The sequence below is a fragment of the Bradyrhizobium sp. IC4059 genome (genome assembly GCF_020193615.1).
Lineage (GTDB): Bacteria > Pseudomonadota > Alphaproteobacteria > Rhizobiales > Xanthobacteraceae > Bradyrhizobium > Bradyrhizobium yuanmingense.
In genome coordinates, this window is record NZ_JADYVH010000002.1 from 269374 (window position 1) to 287057 (window position 17684).

The 17684-nt window shown below is 63.9% G+C and carries 16 protein-coding genes and 1 tRNA gene; 9 read left to right on the forward strand and 8 right to left on the reverse strand.

Annotated features, from left to right (window positions below):
* Positions 1 to 10: 10 nt before the first annotated feature.
* Together I6F12_RS07150 and I6F12_RS07155 are read right to left on the reverse strand one after the other, a co-directional pair.
* On the reverse strand, positions 11 to 3199 hold the full coding sequence (locus I6F12_RS07150; protein WP_036001401.1) for a multidrug efflux RND transporter permease subunit: 3189 nt from the start codon (positions 3197 to 3199) through the stop codon (positions 11 to 13).
* A gap of 182 nt (positions 3200 to 3381) precedes the next feature.
* Complete coding sequence (locus I6F12_RS07155) at positions 3382 to 4626, reverse strand: efflux RND transporter periplasmic adaptor subunit (protein ID WP_036001246.1); 1245 nt, start codon at positions 4624 to 4626, stop codon at positions 3382 to 3384.
* A 199-nt stretch (positions 4627 to 4825) separates the two neighbouring features.
* On the opposite strand from I6F12_RS07155, the gene I6F12_RS07160 reads away from it, so the two are divergent.
* On the forward strand, positions 4826 to 5428 hold the full coding sequence (locus tag I6F12_RS07160) for a TetR/AcrR family transcriptional regulator (protein WP_225155858.1): 603 nt from the start codon (positions 4826 to 4828) through the stop codon (positions 5426 to 5428).
* A gap of 64 nt (positions 5429 to 5492) precedes the next feature.
* Here I6F12_RS07160 and I6F12_RS07165 read toward each other — a convergent pair whose 3' ends face one another.
* The gene (locus tag I6F12_RS07165) at positions 5493 to 6077 is read right to left on the reverse strand and encodes a DUF1349 domain-containing protein (protein ID WP_036001240.1); all 585 of its coding nucleotides are present in this window, start codon (positions 6075 to 6077) and stop codon (positions 5493 to 5495) included.
* 509 nt (positions 6078 to 6586) lie between these two features.
* Here I6F12_RS07165 and I6F12_RS07170 point away from each other — a divergent pair.
* The 6 genes from I6F12_RS07170 to I6F12_RS07195 all read left to right on the forward strand — a co-directional run bounded on the left by I6F12_RS07170 (position 6587) and on the right by I6F12_RS07195 (position 11856).
* A complete protein-coding gene (locus I6F12_RS07170) occupies positions 6587 to 7804 on the forward strand; it encodes a multidrug effflux MFS transporter (protein WP_225155859.1) in 1218 nt (405 codons plus the stop codon).
* A gap of 15 nt (positions 7805 to 7819) precedes the next feature.
* On the forward strand, positions 7820 to 9217 hold the full coding sequence (gene guaD / locus I6F12_RS07175) for a guanine deaminase (protein ID WP_036022398.1): 1398 nt from the start codon (positions 7820 to 7822) through the stop codon (positions 9215 to 9217).
* A 15-nt stretch (positions 9218 to 9232) separates the two neighbouring features.
* Positions 9233 to 10216 (forward strand): antibiotic biosynthesis monooxygenase, encoded by a 984-nt coding sequence (locus I6F12_RS07180; protein WP_036001231.1) that lies wholly within the window; start codon positions 9233 to 9235, stop codon positions 10214 to 10216.
* A 52-nt stretch (positions 10217 to 10268) separates the two neighbouring features.
* Complete coding sequence (gene rnz / locus I6F12_RS07185) at positions 10269 to 11171, forward strand: ribonuclease Z (protein WP_225155860.1); 903 nt, start codon at positions 10269 to 10271, stop codon at positions 11169 to 11171.
* Positions 11172 to 11331: 160 nt separating this feature from the next.
* Positions 11332 to 11405 (forward strand) — tRNA-Gln (locus tag I6F12_RS07190).
* A gap of 211 nt (positions 11406 to 11616) precedes the next feature.
* A complete protein-coding gene (locus tag I6F12_RS07195) occupies positions 11617 to 11856 on the forward strand; it encodes a hypothetical protein (protein ID WP_225155861.1) in 240 nt (79 codons plus the stop codon).
* A gap of 167 nt (positions 11857 to 12023) precedes the next feature.
* Here I6F12_RS07195 and I6F12_RS07200 read toward each other — a convergent pair whose 3' ends face one another.
* The 4 genes from I6F12_RS07200 to I6F12_RS07215 form a co-directional block, all read right to left on the reverse strand.
* Positions 12024 to 12539 (reverse strand): nuclear transport factor 2 family protein, encoded by a 516-nt coding sequence (locus I6F12_RS07200; RefSeq protein ID WP_225141492.1) that lies wholly within the window; start codon positions 12537 to 12539, stop codon positions 12024 to 12026.
* Positions 12540 to 12603: 64 nt separating this feature from the next.
* Complete coding sequence (locus tag I6F12_RS07205; RefSeq protein ID WP_225155862.1) at positions 12604 to 13344, reverse strand: SDR family oxidoreductase; 741 nt, start codon at positions 13342 to 13344, stop codon at positions 12604 to 12606.
* A 165-nt stretch (positions 13345 to 13509) separates the two neighbouring features.
* Positions 13510 to 14148, reverse strand: a complete 639-nt coding sequence (locus I6F12_RS07210; protein WP_225155863.1) for a hydrolase — start codon at positions 14146 to 14148, stop codon at positions 13510 to 13512.
* 131 nt (positions 14149 to 14279) lie between these two features.
* A complete protein-coding gene (locus tag I6F12_RS07215; RefSeq protein ID WP_225156131.1) occupies positions 14280 to 15149 on the reverse strand; it encodes a pirin family protein in 870 nt (289 codons plus the stop codon).
* 111 nt (positions 15150 to 15260) lie between these two features.
* On the opposite strand from I6F12_RS07215, the gene I6F12_RS07220 reads away from it, so the two are divergent.
* Both I6F12_RS07220 and I6F12_RS07225 read left to right on the forward strand, forming a co-directional pair.
* Positions 15261 to 16202: a LysR substrate-binding domain-containing protein gene (locus tag I6F12_RS07220; protein ID WP_225155864.1), complete on the forward strand. Its 942-nt coding sequence runs from the start codon at positions 15261 to 15263 to the stop codon at positions 16200 to 16202.
* Positions 16203 to 16717: 515 nt separating this feature from the next.
* A complete protein-coding gene (locus I6F12_RS07225; RefSeq protein ID WP_036001227.1) occupies positions 16718 to 17080 on the forward strand; it encodes a DUF1428 family protein in 363 nt (120 codons plus the stop codon).
* A 10-nt stretch (positions 17081 to 17090) separates the two neighbouring features.
* Here I6F12_RS07225 and I6F12_RS07230 read toward each other — a convergent pair whose 3' ends face one another.
* Positions 17091 to 17651 carry an invasion associated locus B family protein gene (locus I6F12_RS07230; protein WP_192893240.1) on the reverse strand — a complete coding sequence of 187 codons (561 nt, stop codon included), beginning with the start codon at positions 17649 to 17651 and terminating at the stop codon, positions 17091 to 17093.
* Positions 17652 to 17684 lie beyond the last annotated feature (33 nt).

The following is a 17684-nucleotide window of genomic DNA, read 5'->3' on the forward strand; positions in this document are numbered from 1 at the left end:
GGGACGCTGTTCACTCGGCAGGCCCCTGGACCGGCGCTGCGCTGATGTCGCTGCCGTGATGAACCAGCGGCTTCATGCCGGTGACGGTTCTAAGCAGCACATAGAACACCGGCGTCAGGAACAGGCCGAACACGGTGACGCCGATCATGCCCGAGAACACGGCAACGCCCATGGCGCGCCGCATCTCCGAGCCCGCGCCGGTCGAGAGCACCAGCGGCAGCACGCCCATGATGAACGCCATCGACGTCATCAGGATCGGGCGTAGCCGCAAGCGGCTGGCTTCGATCGCAGCCCGGATCGGCGTGCGCCCGGCGAATTCGAGCTCGCGCGCGAATTCGACGATCAGGATCGCGTTCTTGGCGGAGAGGCCGACCAGCACGATGAGGCCGATCTGGGTGAAGACGTTGTTGTCGCCCTTGGAGATCCAGACGCCGAACATCGCGGCGAGCAAGCCCATCGGCACGATCATGATGATCGACAGCGGCAGGGTCAGGCTCTCATAGAGCGCGGCCAGCACCAGGAACACCAGCAGGATCGCCAGCGGAAACACCCAGATGCCGGAATTGCCGGCGATGAACTCCTGATAGGTCAGGTCGGTCCATTCGAAGGCAAAGCCCGGCGGCAGCACCTCCGCCGCGATCCGCGTCGCCGCTTCCTGCGCCTGGCCCGATGAAAAGCCCGGCGCAGCCGCCGCGTTGATATCGGACGAGAGGAAGCCGTTGTAGCGGATCGCGCGCTCCGGCCCCGCGCTCTGGCGGATATTGAGCAGCGCCGACAATGGCACCATGTCGCCGGACGACGAGCGCACCTTCAACTGCCTGATGTCGTCGGCGCGGGCGCGGAACGGCGCATCGGCCTGGACGCGGACCGAATAGGTGCGGCCGAACTTGTTGAAGTCGTTGACGTAGTAGGAGCCGAGGTAGATCTGCAGCGTGTTGAACACCTCGGTGACGGGCACGCCCAGCTGCAGCGCTTTGGTGCGGTCGATGTCGGCGAACAGCTGGGGCACGTTGACCTGGAAGCTGGAGAACACGCCCGCGATCTCCGGCGCCTTCTGCATCGCCGCCATGAAGGCGGTGGTTGCCTCGTTCAGGGCGTCATAGCCGAGACCGGCGCGGTCCTCGATCTGCAGCTTGAAGCCGCCGATGGTGCCGAGGCCGTTGACCGGCGGCGGCGGGAACATGGCGATGAAGGCTTCCTGGATGCCGGCATATTTCTTGTTCAGCTCGGCCGCGATCGCAGGGCCGCTGAGCGAGGGATCCTTGCGCTCGTCGAACGGCTTCAGCGTCGAGAACACGATGCCGGCATTGGATGAGTTGGTGAAGCCGGAGATCGACAGGCCCGGGAAGGCCACCGAGCTCTCGACACCGGGCTGGGTCAGCGCGATGTCGCTCATCCTGCGGATCACCTCTTCGCTGCGGTCGAGCGTGGCGCCGTCGGGCAGGCGGGCGAAGCCGACCAGATATTGCTTGTCCTGGCCCGGCACGAAGCCGCTCGGCACCTGCTGGAACAGAAATGCGGTGAGTCCGACGAGGACCACATAAAGGCCCATCATCGCGGACTTACGCGAGATCACCTTGCCGACGCTGCCGCTGTAGTTCTCCGAGGACCGCGTGAACGCCTTGTTGAACCCGCGGAAGAACCAGCCGAGGCTCTTCTCCATGATCAGCGTCAGCCAGTCCTTCGGCTCGTTGTGGCCCTTGAGCAGCAGCGCCGACAACGCCGGAGATAGCGTCAGGGAATTGATGGCCGAGATCACCGTCGAGATCGCGATCGTTAGCGCGAACTGCTTGTAGAACTGTCCCGTGAGGCCGGAGATGAAGGCGAGCGGCACGAACACCGCGATCAGCACCAGCGCGATCGCGATGATCGGGCCCGAGACCTCGCGCATGGCCTGATAGGTGGCATCGCGCGGCGACAGCCCGGACTCGATGTTGCGCTCGACGTTCTCGACCACGACGATGGCGTCGTCGACAACGATGCCGATAGCGAGCACCAGGCCGAACAAGGTGAGCGCGTTGATCGAGAAGCCGAACACGTGCATCACGGCGAAGGTGCCGACGATCGACACCGGCACGGCCAGCAGGGGGATGATCGAAGCCCGCCAGGTCTGGAGGAACAGGATCACCACCAGCACCACGAGTGCGATGGCTTCCAACAGCGTGTGGATGACGGCTTCGATCGAGGAGCGAACGAACTGAGTCGGGTCGTAGACGATCTGGTAGGACACGCCCTCCGGCATGTTCTTCTTGATCTCCGCCATGGTGGCGCGGACGTTGTCGGAGATCTGCAGCGCGTTGGAGCCGGGCGCCTGGGAGATCGGGATTGCCACCGCATGCTTGTTGTCGAGCAGCGAGCGCAGGCCGTATTCGGACGCGCCGAGCTCGATGCGCGCGACATCGCGCAGACGAACGACCTCGCCGCGCGTGCCGGTCTTGACCACGATGTCGCCGAACTGCTCCTCGTTGGCGAGCCGGCCTTCGGCATTGACCGAGAGCTGGAGATCGATGCCTTTGACGTTCGGAGAGGAGCCGACCACGCCGGCGGCAGCCTCGACGTTCTGCGCCTGGATGGCGCGCACGATGTCGCTTGCGGTCAGGCCGTGCTCGGCCGCCTTCTGCGGATCGACCCAGACCCGCATCGAATAGTCGCCGGCGCCATAGAGCTGGACGTCGCCGACGCCGTCGATCCGCGCCAGCCGGTCCTTGACGTTGAGCACGGCATAGTTGCGCAAATACGTCATGTCGTAGCGGCCGTTCGGCGACAACAGATGCACCACCATGGTGAGGTCGGGCGAGGACTTCTTGGTGATGATGCCGAGCTGGCGCACGACGGCCGGCAGACGCGGCTCGGCCTGCTGCACGCGGTTCTGCACCAGCTGCGTCGCCTTGTCGGGATCGGTGCCGAGCCGGAACGTCACCGTCAGCGTCATCGCGCCGTCGGTGGTCGCCTGGCTCGACATGTAGAGCATGTTCTCGACGCCGTTGATCTGCTCCTCGATCGGGGTCGCCACTGTCTCCGCGATAACCTTGGGGTTGGCGCCGGGATAGGTCGCGCGCACCACGACGGAGGGCGGCACGACGTCCGGATATTCCGAGATCGGCATCGCGAACAGCGAGATCAGGCCGGCAAGGAAGATCAGGACCGACAGCACGCCGGCGAAAATCGGACGATCGATGAAGAACTTTGACAGATTCATGGCCTTGCCCCTGGGCAATATCCTGATGTTCTCCGAGACCTCCACTCGTCATTCCGGGGCGCGCGAAGCGCGAACCCGGAATCCAGAGGTGATGTGTTCGGAGTTTCGTACGCTCGAGATTCTCAGGTGCGCAATTGCGCACCGTAGTTCGCGCGATGCGCGCCCCGGGATGACGGGGTGCATTAACGCTGCACCACGTCCTGGTTGCTGTGGTTCGACGCCTGCTGCGGCCCCCGTGCGCCCATCGCCGCCACCTCCGTCTTGAGGAGGGCTCCCGGACGCACGCGTTGCAGACCATTGACGACGATGCGGTCGCCGGACTTCAGGCCCGAGGTGACGATGCGAAGCCCATCGACCGCGCCGCCGAGCGTGACCGGCCGGTAGACGGCGCGGCTGTCGTCGCCGACTGCCATCACGAACTTCTTGTCCTGGTCGGTGCCGATCGCGCGCTCGTCGATCATCACCAGCGCCTGTTGCTTCGGCTGGCCCATGCGCACGCGCGCGAACTGGCCGGGGATGAGACGCCCATCGTCGTTGCGGAACACCGCGCGGACACGGATGGTGCCGCTCTGGCCGTTGACCTGGTTGTCGATCAGCTGGATGTTGCCCTTCGCGGACAAGCCGCCCGAGGTCGTCATCTCGACCGGGATCTGGTCGAGCTTGCCGCGTTGCCCGGAAGCATCGGCGATCGAGTTCAGCGCGCGCAGCACCACCTCTTCGTCCGCATCGAACGAGGCGTAGATCGGATTGACCGAGACCAGCGAGGTCAACACCGGCGAGGCGGTGCCGGCGGCGACGAGATTGCCGACGGTGACCTCGATCTTGCCGACGCGGCCATCCACGGGGGCGCGCACTTCGGTGTAGTCGAGATTGAGCTTTGCGGTCTGCAGCGTCGCCTCGGCCGCCTTGACGTTGGCGATTGCTTCGCGATTGGCGTTGTCGCGCTGGTCGTAGTCCCGCCGGGTGACCACGGCGTTGCCGACGAGCTGTGCGCCACGCTCGAGCTCGCTTTGGGTGAAGACGACGCGCGCTTTGGCGGCCTCGAGCTGGGCGGCAGCTTTGTCGACCTCGGCCGCATAGGGGGCGGGATCAATCTTGAACAGCACGTCGCCGGCCTTCACCAGCGCGCCCTCGGTGAAGTTCGCCGACATGATCGCACCCGCAACGCGGGGGCGGAGCTCGACACGGTTGATCGCCTCGAGCCGGCCGGAGAAATCGTCCCACAGCACGGTCTGCCGCGGCTCGATCATCGCGACGGTGACGGAAACGGCTTGTTCAGCTGCGGCCGCCGGTGCGGTCGCTTGCGCCGCATGAAAATAGCGGCCGGTCACGATCGAGCCGGCCGCGGCGAGGGCGCCCACGATGGCGACGCCGCCCAGAAGGCGGCGGAAATGGCCGGTGCGGGAGGTATTTTGGGAGGGATGCATTTGCGCGCTCCAGATATGTAGTGTTCACTACAGATGTGGAGCTGGATACCGCAGTGCAAGATACTTATGTACCAATCACTAAGAAAATTGTACGCCGATACCGCGACGATTGGAAGACACAAGAAAAAGAAAGCTAGGACAAATAGATAGGATCCGGCGTTAGGCTGAGACAGCACGCCGAATCCGAGGAGACAGGCACATGGGCATGGGACGCCCCCGCGAATTCGACGCCGAAACGGCGTTGGACCAGGCGATGGAAGTGTTTTGGCGCCATGGCTATGAGGGCGCGACCATTGCCCAGCTCACGGAGGCCATGGGCATCAATCCGCCCAGTCTCTACGCCTGCTTCGGCAACAAGGAAGGCCTGCTGAAGGCTGCGCTCGACCGCTACACCACGCTGCGCAACATCTGGATGGACGAGGTGGTCGCAGCGCCCACCGCTCGCGAGGTGGCGGAGCGGATGCTGATGGGCATCGCCGACAAGCAGACCGATCCCGCCAATCCGCCCGGCTGCCTGCTCGTGCAGGGCGGCATCGCCTGCGGCACCGGCTCCGAGAACGTCCCGTTCGAGCTCGCCGCGCGCCGCGCCCAGAACGAGGACCAGCTCCGCGACCGCTTCATCCGCGCCAAGGCGGAGGGCGATCTCAAGGAGAGCGCCGATCCGGCCGCGCTCGCGCGCTATGTCTCGGCGGTGGCGGTCGGCATGGGCGTGATGGCGTCTTCAGGCGCCGATCGTGAAGCGCTGCGGCAGGTCGCTGATGTCGCCGTGCAGGCCGTGGAAGCGCAGTCGGCCAGGGGGTAGAGACGAGTGGCCTGCGCTGAACGACGATCTGCCCGCTCGGGAGCGCGATAGATCGCAAGGCCGCTTAGCTCAGGTCGTGAAGGTCCTTTCCAAGCGGCGGTGTCAGACGAAAGTTCGAGAACACGACTTCCAGTCCCGCCCGCTCGGGCGTGCAGGCCATCGGGCCCACAAGATAGGAGCTTGCTGCCGGAAACGGCGCTAGCCGCATGAGAGGCCAGGTCTTGCCATCGGCCGAGACTTGTAGACGAAGGACGCCGTCGGCGACGGTTGCGCGGACCCAGAAGTCTCCGGCATCATGCTCATAGGGTGCCGTTGCCCAGTCCGATCGCCCGTCGGTTAGCACGCTTGCAAGCATGGCGCGGCCGTCCGACAGTTCGATGCCGGCCTTGACCCAATGTCGCGCGTCGATGCGCACCATGATGCCCGCCTGATCGTAGAGCGCCTGGAAGTCGCCCTGTACACGTAAGCTGGCGGTGAATGCCTCGCCGGTTGGAAAGCCCAGGAAATGCCCGCTGTCACGATAAAAGCCGTAGTGGGTTTCTCGCCAGAAATCGGTGCCTTTGTCCGTCACGACCTGGAGGCGATCGTCCTCTGCCGTCCATCGTTTCGGTTCGTTCAACCACACGCCGTCACTTCTGAGGAGAGTCATTTCCAACCTCGATTGCCGATGCCTGCCGTGGCTCGATCCATCTGCCGGACAAGCATGGCCTCGTGCAAACTGCGATCGGGCGCGTGCATAGAGTTCAGCCTCGCGCCATCGACAGTGGTGCCGATGTCGAGGCCGGCTCACGTTTGATAGCAGCCATGGCTTCCGACCGGTTAACGGCGTCGGCGCGAGTTGCGGATTCACGATCGGCGATCATGCAACTTTGCGCCTGTTCTGCCCGACGTGTCAAACGGCCTTCGCCGGCAGGACCCGCACCATGCGGTGCGAAATTCTTCAATGATTCGTACTGTGCATGGGGTTGTTTTCGCATTTTTGTTTGAGCGTGCCCGGAGCCTGATCATCCAGCGCCGCAAACCGTATCGATACGGGAACCCCTAAGAGTTTTTACATACAGTTCTGGCACGTTCCGCGCGTCAATATCCGCAGCCTGCATCGTGTCTCATTGCGCGCACGAAAAGACGGGACCGGCGGGAGTCGAGGGACCGTAAGCCATGACTGCACTTGCTTCGGACGCCGGTCGCGCCAGGATTGGGATCGTGCCGATCCTGTTGTGCGTCGTGCCGTTCAGCCAGATTCCGCTCGATGCCTACACGCCCGGCCTGCCGCAGATGGTGGTGGATCTCACAGCTGACTCGGCGTCGATGCAGAATACCGTTACCGCTTACATGCTCGGCATGTCTCTGGCGCTGGTGCCGGTCGGCATCGCCTCGGACACTCTCGGCCGCCGCAACGTGCTGCTCGCAGGCCTGTCGGTCCTGATCGCGATGAGCATCGCCTGTGCGATGGCCACCAGCGCCTCGCTGCTGCTCGGCTTGCGCTTCCTGCAAGGCATCGGCGGCTGCACTTGTCTCGTCGTCGCCTATGCGGTCGCAGCCGATTGTTTCCGCGGCCGCGAGCTCACCGCGATCTCCGGCTTGTTGGGTGCCGCCTGGGGCCTTGCGCCGGTGCTGGCGCCGGCAGCCGGTGGCTTCATCGTCGAGCTGACCTCGTGGCGCGGCGTCTTCGTCGTCATTGCCGTCGCCGCGGCGATCGTCGCCGCGATCGTCGCATTTCTTCTGCCCGAAACATTGCCGGCAGAGCGGCGCGCGCCGTTCGATCCGCGCCGCACTGCCGGTATTTTGCGCGATGCGCTGGTCCGCCCGGGCTTCCTCGCCTTCGTGCTGGTGTTTGCCGCGGCGGCCAGCGCGCAGCTGGCGTTCGGCGTCGTCGCGCCGTTCTTCTACCAGACCGGTCTCGGCTATTCGGCGGCCATCTACGGCCTCGTCGCACTCGGGCTTGGCGGGGTCAATCTCGCCGGCGAGCTCGGCTGCGCGCATTTCGCGCGCGTCATGCCGGCGCGCTTGCTGGGCTTCGGCGCCTTCGCGCTGTTCCTCGCCGGCTCTGCGGTCCTGAGCGTAACGGGCATGACCCTAGGTCTGGATTTTACGTCGATCACGATCGGCGGCGCGCTGGTGCTCGGCGGCTGCGGCGTGCTGTGCCCGATGATGTACGGCATGGCGCTTGGCCTGTTCGAACGCGACCATGGCCTGGTTGGCGGCCTCATCAGCGCGCTCTGCTATCTCGCCGTGAGCGGTGCCATGGCGATCACGGCGGTGTTGCCCGAAGCGACACAGGCGCCGATCGGATGGCTTTATCTCGGGCTCTGCGCCATAGCGGGGACGCTGCTCGCGATCTCGCTGCCGTCGGCGCGCCAAGCGACACACAGTTAAATAAGGAACCAAATCATGACCACGGTCGGAATTCGCGGCACGTTCTTCGATTTCGTCGACGATCCCTGGAAGCACGTCGGCAACGAGCCGGCCGCCGCGCGCTTTCACCAGGATGGTCTCATGGTCGTCACTGACGGCGTGATCAAGGCGTTCGGTCCTTATGACAAGATTGCCGCCGCCCATCCGGGCGTCGAGGTCACCCACATCAAGGACCGCATCATCGTTCCCGGCTTCATCGACGGCCACATCCATCTGCCGCAGACGCGCGTGTTAGGGGCCTATGGTGAGCAGCTCCTGCCGTGGCTGCAGAAATGGGTCTACCCGGAAGAGCTCAAATACCGGGATCGCGACTACGCGCGCGAGGGCGTGAAGCGTTTCCTCGATGCGCTGCTCGCCTCAGGCACCACCACCTGCCAAGCCTTCACGAGCTCCTCGCCTGTTTCGACCGAGGAGTTGTTCGAGGAAGCGAGCAGGCGCAACATGCGCGTCATCGCGGGCCTCACCGGGATCGATCGCAACGCGCCGGCCGATTTCATCGATACGCCGGAAAATTTCTATCGCGACAGCAAGCGGCTGATCGCGCAGTACCACAACAAGGGCCGCAATCTCTACGCCATCACGCCGCGCTTCGCCTTTGGTGCCTCGCCGGAATTGCTGAGAGCGTGTCAGCGTCTCAAGCACGAGCATCCGGACTGCTGGGTCAACACCCATATCTCCGAGAATCCGGCCGAATGCAGCGGCGTGCTGGTCGAGCATCCGGACTGCCAGGATTATCTCGGTGTCTACGAGAAGTTCGACCTGGTCGGTCCGAAATTCTCCGGCGGCCACGGCGTCTATCTCTCCAACAACGAGTTCCGCCGCATGTCGAAGAAGGGCGCGGCGGTGGTGTTCTGCCCGTGCTCGAATCTGTTCCTCGGCAGTGGCCTGTTCCGCCTCGGCCGCGCCACCGATCCCGAGCATCGCGTCAAGATGTCGTTCGGCACCGATGTCGGCGGCGGCAACCGCTTCTCGATGATCTCCGTGCTCGACGACGCCTACAAGGTCGGCATGTGCAACAACACGCTGCTCGACGGCAGCATCGATCCCGCGCGCAAGGACCTCGCGGAAGCCGAGCGCAACAAGCTCTCGCCCTATCGCGGTTTCTGGTCGATCACGCTCGGCGGCGCCGAAGGCCTCTACATCGACGACAAGCTCGGCAACTTCGAGCCGGGCAAGGAGGCCGATTTCGTCGCGCTCGATCCGAACGGCGGGCAGGTCGCGCAAGCGTGGCATCAATCGCTGATCGCCGACGGCGCCGGCCCGCGCACGATGGACGAGGCCGCGAGCATGCTGTTCGCCATCATGATGGTCGGCGACGATCGCTGCGTCGACGAGACCTGGGTGATGGGCAAGCGGCTCTACAAGAAAGGCTGAGGCGGACCGCTGCCAATGAGCGCATCTCCTGAAACAACCGGCCAGCCGGTCGCTCTTGTCATTCAGCGCCGCATCGCCGACGACGGCTTTGCTGCGTTCGCCCGGTGGAACGGTGAGGTCGGCGAGGTGCTCAAGGCCTGGCCAGGCTTCCTCAGCCTTGAAGTGGTGCCGCCGCAACCGCCGGCGCATGTGGACTGGGTGACGATCCTGCGTTTCGCGAGCCCGGCTGCGGCACGTGCCTGGCTGCAGAGCGAGGTGCGGGCGAAGTTGATCGCGGAGGTGCAGCGCTTCTTCGTCGGTTCGGAGGACGTCCATATCCTGCCCGACACCGGCGTCCCGCGCGACAGCGCGGTCTCGGCCGTCATCTCATTCAAAGTCCCTGATGGACTCGAGGACGCCTTCCTGAAATGGCAGCAGCGCATCCAGGCAGCGGAGGCCGAGTTCAAGGGATTTCTGCGGCACAAGGTCGAGCGGCCGATTCCGGGCCTGCATGACGAATGGATCATCATCCTGTCTTTCGACAGCGATGCCAATCTCAATGCCTGGCTCGACTCGCCGTTGCGGCAGACGCTGCTGAAGGAGGGCGCGCGCTTCAACGCCGGCATGAACGTGAAACGGGCGAGCTACGGCTTCAATTTCTGGTTCCCGGCCGGCAAGACGCAGGCTCCCGAGCAAGGGCCCGGTTTCATCTGGAAGAGCAACCTGATCGTTCTCCTGGTGCTTTATCCCGTGGTCTACCTCTGGGGTACTTTCATCAGCGCGCCCCTGATCGACAGAAACGGCGTGCCGGTCTGGCTGTCGCTGTTCATCGGCAATCTCGTCAGCACGCAGCTGCTCGGCTGGTGGCTGGTGCCCGCCGCCTTCAAGGCGCTCGACTGGTGGGTGACGCCGAAGGCGACGATCAGTCGCCAGATCGCGGGGTACGTGCTGCTCGCCGTGCTCTATGCCGGGTCGATGGGCCTGTACGCGCTGCTGCTCGCGTGGCATTGGGGACGGTGAGACCGTCAACCGTATCGACGCGGAGAAGGACGGTCGCTGGACATCGACGACCATGTTCGCCCTGACGTTTCTCGGGACATCGGCGAGCGTTCCCTCGGCGGAGCGCAACCATCCGGCACTCCTTGTGGAAGCCGCAGGCAAGCGCGTCCTGGTCGATTGCGGCGAGGGCACGCAGCGCCAGCTGCTGCGCAGCGGCGCCGGCTTCCGGCGGCTCGACCGCATCCTGCTCACCCACGCCCATCTCGACCACGTGCTCGGCATGCCCGGATTATTCTCGACGCTCGGCTTGCGGCAGACGTCCGAGACGATGACCGTTCACGGCGGCGCGGGCACGCTCGACCTCGTCACCCGCATGCTCGCCGGCCTGTGGGGCGCGGGCAGGGCGCCGATCGCCTTAGAGTTAGCAGCGCTGACCGAAGGACAAGTCATCGACGCCGGTGAATTCACCATCGATTGTTTTCCGGTACGCCACCGCGACACCGACAGCTTCGGCTTCGTCTTCCAAAGCCCCGCGCGCCGTCACCTTCGGCCTGATCGCCTCGGCGCGCTCGGTGTCCCCGACGGTCCCTTGCGCGGCGAGTTGGCCGCGGGCCGACCGATCGTGCTTGCAAACCGAAGCATCGATCCGGAAGACGTCCTGGGTCCTTCGAGCGGCGGCAGCAAGCTCGTCGTGATCGGCGACACCGAGACCACCGATGGGCTGTCGCGATACGTGGCCGGTGCCGACATGCTGGTGATCGAGGCCACGTTCCTCGATCGCGACACGCCGACCGCGCGGAATTACGGCCATCTCACCGCGGCAGAAGCGGCCTCCTTTGCGGCCACGAACAAGGTCGGACAGCTCGTGCTGACGCATATGTCAGGGCGCTACGAGGACGCGGAGATTCTCGCCGAAGCAGCAAAAGTCTTCCCGAACACCCGGATCGCCGCAGACTTCGACCACATCGTCGTCTGATCAAGCGCGCCCTGACCCCCGATCCATCCACCGCAGCGCTTGCCAGCCCAGATGCGAGCGGGTAGAAGGCTGCCACGCCTGAGCCGCGATTGGCGCGATGCGCTTCCCGGCCACAGTCGAGCAAATCAGTTAAGTCTTTGAATTTGTTCGACTATTCCGTTGGGGAATGGTGTAACGGTAGCACAACAGACTCTGACTCTGTTTGTCTTGGTTCGAATCCAGGTTCCCCAGCCACGCGCTCCCACGTACGCTCATCTACGATCTACTACTCCCCGCACCCGGTCGATTCTGCTCACTTTGAGATGACCTCAGCGATCTGTCCGACAATTTTGTTAGCCGGGCTCCGGATGGGGACAGCCAAGAGCCAAGCGTAAGCCAATCCGAGCCCTCGCGGAGAGGTTCGCTCTAATGGCAGCTTTGCCAAACCTGACTAGACCTCTGCGCGATGGAGGAGTTGACCGCGAAATCGGTGCGTTCGGGCGTGAACATCATGATCGTGCTTCGTCGCCCGCTCGTGCTGGCTCACATGCTCGGCCTAGCTCGGCGGGAAGAATCGCTCGATCGACGCCGGAGCGCCCGCCGCCTGATAGGCACCCCAGTTATGCGCGCCGTCGCGATAGCCCTCGTCGGAAAGATCAAACATTCGCAGCAAGAAACGCAGGTGTATCCGCCGTCGATCCTATAGCGAGTCTTGCCCACCGGCGCGCGGCTAGGACGGCATCGAGATCCTCGGCCACCAACGGTTCCGGCCGGCTCATCGCGGGCTGAGGTCGAGCGCCGCGCCCTGGCCGAGCTTGGCGCGCCAGCTGAACGGGATCGCGATGATCGCGTCGCGTAGGCAGCTATAAGCTGTCAGACGAGGGTTTCCGATCCGTCTGGACTTGCTTTGATGAGATACTCGCCGCTTTCTCTGAAACTGCGAACTGTTGCAAAGGTATCTTCCATAAACTGCACGTAGGACAGCTTGCCGTTCTCGCCGCGCGCCAGAACCGCGAAAGGTGATGTGACGGTTTTACCCAGAATGTTTGACGTGTAAGTAAAGGAGCCAAAGATCGCGGCGCCGTTCTTATTTTCAAAACTGTCCTGAATTTGGAAGTCGTCTATCGTCCAATAACGACTGACGTCGATAAAGGTCTGAACCAGTCCCTCGGTGCCTTTGTTTGTTCCGGCCCAAGGCATGATCTGCTTCAGTTCCGCGTGTTCATAGTTGAGCGATACATAGATGAAGTCATCAGTCGTAAATTGTTTGACGAAATCCAGATCGGTCGGGTTCGACAAGATCGACCGCAGTACCGCCAAAGGCGATGCCGTCGAGGCGGGTTCGGCTGTAGACGACCTCTGGGCAAGAGCGGGCGCACGAGTGGACATGGTGGGTTCCTCCTTTAGGAAATTCTAGGAATCGAGGCGTCCGTGTTGCTTCAATTGACGTCCCTTACGCGATTGCGCCTGCATCAACGGTCAGGGTGGCGCCAGTGATCACGCTTGCCGCAGGACTGGCGAGAAAGACCACAGCATTCGCGATTTCGCGCGGCTCAGCGAATCGCCCCAGCGATGTAAGACTCCTCTGGACAGCGGAAGTCGGCCCGTCCGCCGGATTGGCATCCGTGTCTACCGACCCGGGTTGGACAAGATTCACGGTGATGCCCCTAGGGCCAAGTTCACGCGACAAGCCGCGCGTAAAGGAGATCAAGGCAGCCTTGGACATCGCATAGGCGGTCACTCCGGGAAACGGGACGCGCTCGCCGAGACCCGATCCGATCGAGATGATGCGACCTCCTGCAGAAAGATGGGGAATGACAGCCTTGGCAAACAGAACTGGCGCTCGCACGTTGACGTCCATCAGAGTTTGGTATTTGGCCACGTCAAGATCAGCGATCAGTCCGTACTGACCGATCGCCGCATTGTTGACGAGGATGTCGAGTCCGCCGAGCCCCGAGACGGCTTCTTGCACGGAGCGTACGATGGCGCCCGGGTCCGCGCTGTCGGCCTGGATTGCGACCGAGCGCCGTCCTGTCGCCTCCACGGACTTGACCACCGCGTTGGCTTGTTCGACCGAACGCTGAAAGGTGAACGCCACGTGCGCGCCGTTCTCAGCCAGCGCCAAGGCAATTGCGGCTCCGATGCCCCGCGCCCCGCCAGTCACCAACGCGCGCTTCCCGTCCAGATGGATCATCGTGGTCCTTTTCTTTCATCTTCGAATTTGAGCACGGGCTCATATCAGGCGCCCGATATGCTCCGCCTTGTATGGGCGGGGCGGCTCATCTGGACCCGTCCAGGCGCGGCCCGTGTCTCTCTTCGACACGGGCCCTTGAGGGCGAAGCCCCTTGGTCGTAGCCTGCTATCGAACTGCTCCCGCAGCTTTCTCGGGGTTGAACCCGTCGAAGCTTTCGAAGACGCCCATGAATCCCGGGACGGTCGCTTCGCGCGCCCAGTCGCGCTGGAGCTCGCAATACATCTGCACCCGGCTGATCAGCTTGGCACCGGCCTGCTCGATGCGGCGCAGCGCCGCCTCATGCGCGGCCAGCGACGTCCCGCCGACCGCGTCGACCGGCACATAGACCTCATAGCCCTCCTGGATCGCGTCCAGCGCCGGGAACGTCAGGCAGGCTTCGGTCCAGAGCGCGGTCATGATCAGCTTGCGGCGGCCGATCGCCTTCACCGCCTGCTTGAACGCTATGTCCTCCCAGCTGTTGATCGAGGTCCGGTCGTATGTCGGCAGGTGCCCGAGGACGGCCTGCAGTTCCTGAATGGGTGGCTTGTTGCGGCCGGTTGCAACATTGACCGTCGAATGGACGATCGGAAGCTTGTAATGCACGGCCGCCTTGGCGGTGCTCACGATGTTGAACACCAGCTCGTCGCGCGGAATCGAGCGGATCGAGGACACCTGAATCGGCTGATAGTCGATGATGATGAATGCCGCGTTCTGCGACGTCAGAAGATGGTCGGTCTGCGGATTGCGGATCGGTTCACTGGCCATTGCTGGGCCTCTCTTTATCGGTCGGGGTTCTGCGCTGGGAATGGGCCGGAGCCCGGGATCGCGCGGAAGAGTGAGCGCACACCCTTCCGCAAGGAAAAGGGGCCGGACCCACACGTGAGTCCGGCCCCTAGTCACGCCGCGGCGGTGACGAAGCGCCCGCTGTTGAGGTCGTCGATGGCTTGGCGGATTTCCGCCTCGCTGTTCATGACGAATGGCCCGTGGCCCACGATCGGCTCGTCGATCGGATCGCCGGTGAGGACCAGCAGCTTCGCCTCTCCGTTCGCGTGAATGACGACATCGCTGCCCTTGCGGTCGAGCAGCACCATTTCCGCCGGACCCGCGTCCAGGCTGCGGCCGACCGTGACATGCCCGGTCAACACCACGATCATCGCGGTATGCCCCTCGGGCAGGTCGAGCGTGAGGTCCGCATCGGCCTTCAGGCTCAGGTCCCACACATTGATCGGCGTGAAGGTGTGGGCCGGTCCTTTGATGCCGCGATACGCGCCGGCGATGACCCGCGCCTTCCCCGCACCATGCGGGAGCGAGACGTTGGGAATGTCCGCCTTCGCGATGCCCTGATACCCGCCCGGTGCCATCTTGTCCTTGGCCGGCAGGTTGACCCAGAGCTGCACCATGCGGAGCGGTCCACCCGCCTTGGCAAAGCCCGCCGAGTGATATTCCTCATGGAGAATGCCGCCTGCGGCCGTCATCCATTGCACATCGCCGGGCCCGATCACCCCGCCTTTGCCGGCGGAATCACGGTGCTCGACCTCGCCTTCGTAAACGATGGTGACGGTTTCGAAGCCGCGATGGGGATGCTCGCTCACGCCTCGCCGATGCATGGTCGGCGCGAAGGTATACGGTCCCGCATAGTCGAGCAGGAGGAACGGGCTGATATGCGCGCCCAGCGTGTTGTACGAAAAGAGCGAGCGCACTGGAAAACCGTCGCCCACCCAATGCTGCCGGTCATTGCCGTACCGGCCGAGTACCGTCTTGGCCATGTTGCCCTCCTGACGCGTCGAGCCGCGTCTCTTCATCAAGAAGAGGGGTAAACTCGCGACGATGAAGCTCAAAGATTGCCATACGCGACGCAGCGTCCTATGCTTAGGACGATGCAGGACTTCAATGACCTCTACTATTTCGCCTCCGTCGTTGAGCATGGGGGCTTCGCACCGGCGGGCCGTGCCCTCGGGATTCAGAAATCGAAACTGAGCCGCCGCATCCTTCTGCTTGAGGAGCGCCTTGGCGTTCGCCTCCTCAATCGCTCGTCGCGTCGCTTCTCGGTGACCGACATCGGGCAGGACTTCTATGAGCGCTGCGTCGCGATGATCGTCGAAGCCGAGGCGGCCGAGCAGATTGTCGCCGCGGTGCAGGCGGAGCCGCGCGGCGTGGTGCGCATGAGTTGCCCGAGCGGCCTGCTCTCCTTCCAGTTCGGCGAACTGATCGCGCGCTTCATGATGCAGCAGCGCGGCGTGCAGGTGCGGCTGGAGAGCACGAACCGCCGCGTCGATGTGATCGCCGAAGGATTCGACCTCTCGATCCGTGTGCGATTTCCGCCGCTTGAGACCAGCGATCTCGTGATGCGCTGGCTCGATGAAAGCAGCCAGTGTCTCGTGGCTGCATCCTCACTCATCCACGGCACAATAAAATCGCCAGCGGATCTCCACGGCCTTCCCAGCCTCGACCAGGAGCGACCGGATCGGGTCCATGCCTGGGACCTGCACCATGGAGATGGCCTAGCGACCTTGGTGCCGCATACGCCGCGCCTGATCACCGACGACATGTCAGTCCTCCGCGATGCGGCGATTGCCGGTGCAGGAGCTGTCCAACTCCCGACCATCTTTGTCGCCGACGACATCAAGGCGGGACGCCTCGTCCACGTCCTTCCTGACTGGAGGCCCCGTTCGGGCATCGTGCACGCCGTATTCCCGTCGCGCCGGGGACTTCTCCCCTCGGTCCGCGCGCTGATCGACTTTTTCGTCCGCGAATGCGCGATCCAACGCGCCCAGGCCGACAAGATCGTCCGGCCAATCGTCAGCGACAGGCGGGATTGAGCGCCAGGCGCCGGCAACGGTCGAGCACAGGCGCGGTTTCACACGCTGCCCGCATCGAGAAGCCCGTCATCGGCATATTTTTAGCTGTCGGGCCCCGCGAAATGCGCTATCTGCGCGCCGCCCAGGCCGGCCTGTTTGCTCCGCGTCAAGCGCCGGAATTCGCAGGTCATCAGGCCTGATCCCCCGATGCTGGGCACGTCACTGCAGCGCGCGGAGTCCATTGAGTTCTTCCGCAGGTTCCACCTCGCGGGCTATGAACCGCCGCGCTCGCTCAGCAGCGGAGCGACGTGGCACGGTCAAGGTCAATCTTGAGATGGGGGCAGCCGATATCCGCAATCATCCACGAAGGGCAGCCAGTTCCGAGCGCGTTCCCAGGGTTTGCTTGCGAGGCGTTCGGGGCATGCATCGCCATCTCACCACACGCGGCGGTTTGCCTCACCTGACATTTGCATTTCAATGTCGGATCGCCGCGCGCTGTATCGTCCTTGGGCTGGACAACCCAAGGAGATCCGCAAATGCCCTATGTCGATGGTTTCGTTCTCGCCGTGCCGAAGGACAATATCGAGGCCTACAAGGCGCTGGCGACGCAAGCCTGCGCCATCTGGATGGAGCACGGCGCGCTCGACTACGTCGAATGCATCGGCGACGACGTTCCCTATGGAGAGCTCACCTCGTTTCCGCGCGCTGTGATCGCGAAGGAGGACGAGGTCGTGGTGTTCGCCTGGATCGTCTATCGGGACCGCGAGAGCCGCGATGCCATCAACAAGAAGGTGATGGCGGACCCGCGCATCAAGTTCGAGGGCATGCCGTTCGACGGCAAGCGCATGATCTATGGCGGCTTCACGACGCTGCTTCGGGCGAGCGACATCGTGACGTGAGGCGTGCCCGCTACTTGATCTTGTCGTAGGCCGCCGCGAAATCGCCGAGCGGCATCGGGATCGCGATGGTCTCCTTGGCCATGTTCTGAAAAGAGACCTTCAGCTGCTTGCCCGACCGCAAGGCGGCGAGCAGGTCCGGCGCAACCGGGGTCGAGGCGTAGCAGCCGCGATTCTCGCAGGTCTGGATCTGGAGATCGAACGTCTTGCCTTCGTCGACCTGGAGCTTGGCCCCGACGGGAAGGTTGAGGCCGAGCGGCAATTGCAGAAGCGCGATCGGCGTGCGGGTGTCGGGCGCGATGCGGATGTTGATCAGGACGACGGTCTGGCCCGTCTTGGTCAGCACCGCGTTCTGCTCCATCGCGCATTCGAGCGGCGCGTCGCGGCTTGCGCTGGTGCAGCGGACGATCCAGCCGGGCTCTCCGGAAGCCCCGTCAGCCTGCGTCGGGGCGGGCGCGGGCTGCGCGGCCGGCGCGGGCGCGGCATTCTTCTTGGCGCCCTGCTGGGCGTGCGCTGCGCCTGCTGACAACAGGACGGCAGCGGCAAGGGCGGCAAGTCTGGATTGCATGGGCATGGGAAACCGCATTTGCGAACCGGGGTCTCGCTG